At 25.4% G+C, this 3623-nt stretch carries 5 protein-coding genes and 1 pseudogene; 4 read left to right on the top strand and 2 right to left on the bottom strand.

Annotated features, from left to right (window positions below):
• Both ACERKK_RS11235 and ACERKK_RS11230 read left to right on the top strand, forming a co-directional pair.
• A pseudogene (locus ACERKK_RS11235) lies at nucleotides 1–514 on the top strand (sodium-dependent transporter); the annotation flags it as partial.
• A gap of 111 nt (nucleotides 515–625) precedes the next feature.
• A complete protein-coding gene (locus ACERKK_RS11230; RefSeq protein ID WP_373773168.1) occupies nucleotides 626–1333 on the top strand; it encodes an NAD-dependent deacetylase in 708 nt (235 codons plus the stop codon).
• Here ACERKK_RS11230 and ACERKK_RS11225 read toward each other — a convergent pair.
• The gene (locus ACERKK_RS11225; RefSeq protein ID WP_373773167.1) at nucleotides 1330–1497 is read right to left on the bottom strand and encodes a hypothetical protein; all 168 of its coding nucleotides are present in this window, start codon (nucleotides 1495–1497) and stop codon (nucleotides 1330–1332) included. The two genes, ACERKK_RS11230 and ACERKK_RS11225, sit on opposite strands and share 4 nt — an antisense overlap.
• A gap of 8 nt (nucleotides 1498–1505) precedes the next feature.
• Entirely contained in the window at nucleotides 1506–2132 is a 627-nt protein-coding gene (locus ACERKK_RS11220) for an HAD family hydrolase (RefSeq protein WP_373773166.1), read from the bottom strand.
• 341 nt (nucleotides 2133–2473) lie between these two features.
• On the opposite strand from ACERKK_RS11220, the gene ACERKK_RS11215 reads away from it, so the two are divergent.
• Both ACERKK_RS11215 and ACERKK_RS11210 read left to right on the top strand, forming a co-directional pair.
• A complete protein-coding gene (locus ACERKK_RS11215; protein WP_373773165.1) occupies nucleotides 2474–2977 on the top strand; it encodes a hypothetical protein in 504 nt (167 codons plus the stop codon).
• Nucleotides 2977–3623, top strand: a 647-nt coding sequence (locus ACERKK_RS11210; protein WP_373773164.1) for a sulfite exporter TauE/SafE family protein, incomplete at its 3' end; no start/stop codon positions are given. The genes ACERKK_RS11215 and ACERKK_RS11210, both read left to right, overlap by 1 nt.

Genomic DNA, 3623 nt, shown 5'->3' with positions numbered 1-3623 from the left:
AAGTGCAGCAGGACCTGGTTTAGTATTTATTTCATTACCAGTTATTTTCTCAGGTTGGGGAGTATTAGGACAAGTTATTGCAATTTCTTTCTTTATTGCACTTGTTTTTGCAGGTATTACATCAGCTGTTTCTATGATTGAACCATCACTTAAGTTCTTTATTGAAAGATTTGGAATGACTAGAAAAAAAGCTACTGTTATTTGTGGTTCAATATTCTACTTTTTAGGTATTATCGCACTTTTATCTATGTCAAAAGCTTATTCAGGTGATTTAACATTCTTTGGTAAAAATGCCTTTGATTGGATGGACTTTATGACATCTTCTATTATGATGCCATTAGCTGCATTTATCACTTGTATATTCTTAGGATACTTTGTTGATAAATCATTATTAGAAAATAGCTTTACAAAACATACAAGTATAACAGTATTTAATATTTGGTTTATGTTAATCAAATTTGTTGTACCACTAGCAATAATAATTTTATTTTTAAATAAAATAAACTTAATCTAACAAAACAAAAAAAGAAATAAGCTGTAAAATGCTTATTTCTTTTTCTTATTAGCAAAAATCTTATCTTATATAGATATAATAAATTTTATTTAATTACAAATGAGGTAAATAATGGCAAAAGTAATTATTCTAACGGGTTCTGGAATAAGTAATGAATCAGGAATCCCAACATTTAGGGATATTGATAGACTTTGGGATGAACATAAAATCGAAGATATTTCTGAAAATAATTCTTTAAATGAAAATAGAAATAAAATAATAGAATTTTATGATGAAAAGAGATTTGATTTAAAAGATAAAACACCAAATTATGCTCATAAAACTATTGCAACATTAAAAGATAAATATAAAGATAATATTGCAATAATAACTCAAAATGTTGATGATATGTTTGAAAAAGCAGGGTGTAATGATGTATTACATTTACATGGAATTTTAAGAGAAATTAGATGTGAAGAGTGTGACTTTATTGAAGATATAAAATATGAAAAATTAGATACATCAAGAACTTGTCCTAAGTGTCAAGCAAAACTAAGACCAAATATTGTGTTTTTTACAGAAGAAGCACATGCTTATAAAACAATGTTTAAAGAGTTTGAAGATTGTGAGATGTTTGTAGTAATAGGAACAAGTGGTGCTGTTGTAAATACTGATTATTTCTTAAGTTTACATCTTAAAAAAACAATATTAAATAATTTAGAAACAAGTACTTATATTGATGAAAAACTATATGATAAAGTTTTATTTAAAAAAGCTACTTTAGCAATTGATGAAATTGTAGAAGATATAGAAAACTTTTTACTTACTAAAAAAGATTAACACTCATCTTTTTTAGTAGCGCTCCAACCTTCATATTCAGGTTGGGTGTTAATTTCATCTATTTGTTTTTGTGTTAAATCAAGATATTTCATCATTTTTGTATCCCAAACAATACATGGGAAAGTCTTTTCTTTTTTAAATAAATCTAAAACTTTTTCAAACATAATAAAACCTAAATATTAAACTTATTATAAATTCTATGCTTTAATTCTTCAACAGTTTCAATTGCATCTTTTTCATGATTTGAAAATCCCCAATTTACTAAAACTGAATCAACACCTGCCTTTGTTGCAGCCATAATATCTTTATGTGAATCACCAATAACTTGTGCATTATGCTTTAAAATATCATGTTTATCTAATATTTTATTTACCATTTCAGGATGTGGTTTTGGTTTAGAAACACTATCATAACCTAAAATAGTAGGAAAATATGAACCAAGTTCTACATGATTTAACATCTTTTTTGCATAAACAGAGTTTGCATTTGTTGCAACTGCTAATGTAAAATCATTTTTTAAAGTATCGATTAGTTCTTTTATTCCATCATAAACAACTAAATCATGTAAACAGTGTTCATTATAATATTCACCAAAAAGTTTTGTTTGTTTATCTGTAAATTCTTTTGTTCCATAAAAAAATTCAGCAGAGTTGATATTAGGATCATTAACATTTTCTAAAATATAGTTACTTTCTAATTCTTCTAGACCTAAATTAGTTCTAACATAATTAATTGTATTTGTAATAGCAAAGCCACTATTTATTAATGTTCCATCCATATCGAATATAATTAAATGCATTTATTCTATCCTCAATATAGTAATAATTTTTTTGTATTATATGATTTAATATATAAACTTAGGTTAAAATAACAAAATTTATAAAATAGGACAAAAAGTATCTTCATTTAACAATTAATTAACAATTCATTTGATATAATTTTTTTCATATAGGGTATTTATATTAAATCCTCCTACTACTAAATATATTTAAGTCTGTATCCTATTAATAAAAAAACTAATAAAAATTTGAATAGCGGCTTCACAATTTAATTGTGAAGCTTTTTTTTTGCATTTTTTTATTAAATTAAAAGAAAAATACAAACATAATTAACTATAATAATCGCCTTGGAGTTTAATTAATGAAAAAAATCGTACCCTTACTTACAGTTATAATAATAGTTGCAATAATAGTGATAATTTTTTTATCAATGTCTAATAAAAAACAAATGATTGTAATAGAACAAAATAATCACACTCATAGTCCAGTTGATATAAAACTAAATCATTATCAAGATACCCAATGTGGAATGACAATAACATCAACAAAACATTCAGCACAAGCTGTTTCAAAAGATGGAAGAACTTGGTTTTTTGATGATATTGGATGTATGACTTTATGGTATGAAAATCTAAAAAATAAAAATGATATAAAATTTTGGGTTTTTTCAAATGATACAAACAAATATATAGATGCAAAAACTGCATGGTATAAAAGAACTGATGCAACACCTATGGGTTATGGATTAGGAGCTTATGAAAATAAGCAAGAAAAATTTATTGATTTTGAAACAATGCTTTTAAAAATGCTCAGAAATGAAAATCTAAATAACCCTTATACTAAAAAAGAATTATTAGGTAATTAATGGAAACGATAAGTATTATAACAATTATTTCTATTGCATTTTTTGGTTCATTTGGTCATTGTGTTGGAATGTGTGGTGGAATTGTAATTGCATATTCAAGTACAAAAGTTAAAAATGAATGGTCAAAACAACATCAAGCAATGGCACATTTATTATACTCATTTGGAAGAATTAGTACTTATATGATTTTAGGTGCATTATTTGGTTTTGTTGGTGGAGTTGTTACTTTTGATAATTTAACAAGTGGTATTTTACTTCTTACAACTGGAACAATGATGGTTTTAATAGGACTATCACTTATGGGAAAAATCAAGTTTCTTACAATTTTAGAGCATTCATGCTCAAAATCTCCTCTTTATCAAAGTACATTTAAATCACTTTTGGGTTCAGATTCATTTATGAGTTTTTATTTATTAGGAATGTTAAATGGTCTTCTTCCTTGTGGGTTTGTTTATGTATTTGCAATAACTGCTACAAGTACAGGTAGTGCTTTATGGGGTGCCATTGTAATGCTTATTTTTGGACTTAGCACTTTACCTGCACTTTTTTCTTTAGGTTTTTTTGTTGGATTATTTAAACAATCAAATTTAAGAGATTTATTTATAAAAATCGCTTCTTTTTTAGTAATTGCCTTTGGAATTTATAT

Origin of the sequence: Poseidonibacter sp., from assembly GCF_041821165.1 — a bacterium.
Taxonomy (GTDB): Bacteria; Campylobacterota; Campylobacteria; order Campylobacterales; family Arcobacteraceae; genus Poseidonibacter.
This window is presented reverse-complemented; position numbering and strand designations above follow the sequence as displayed.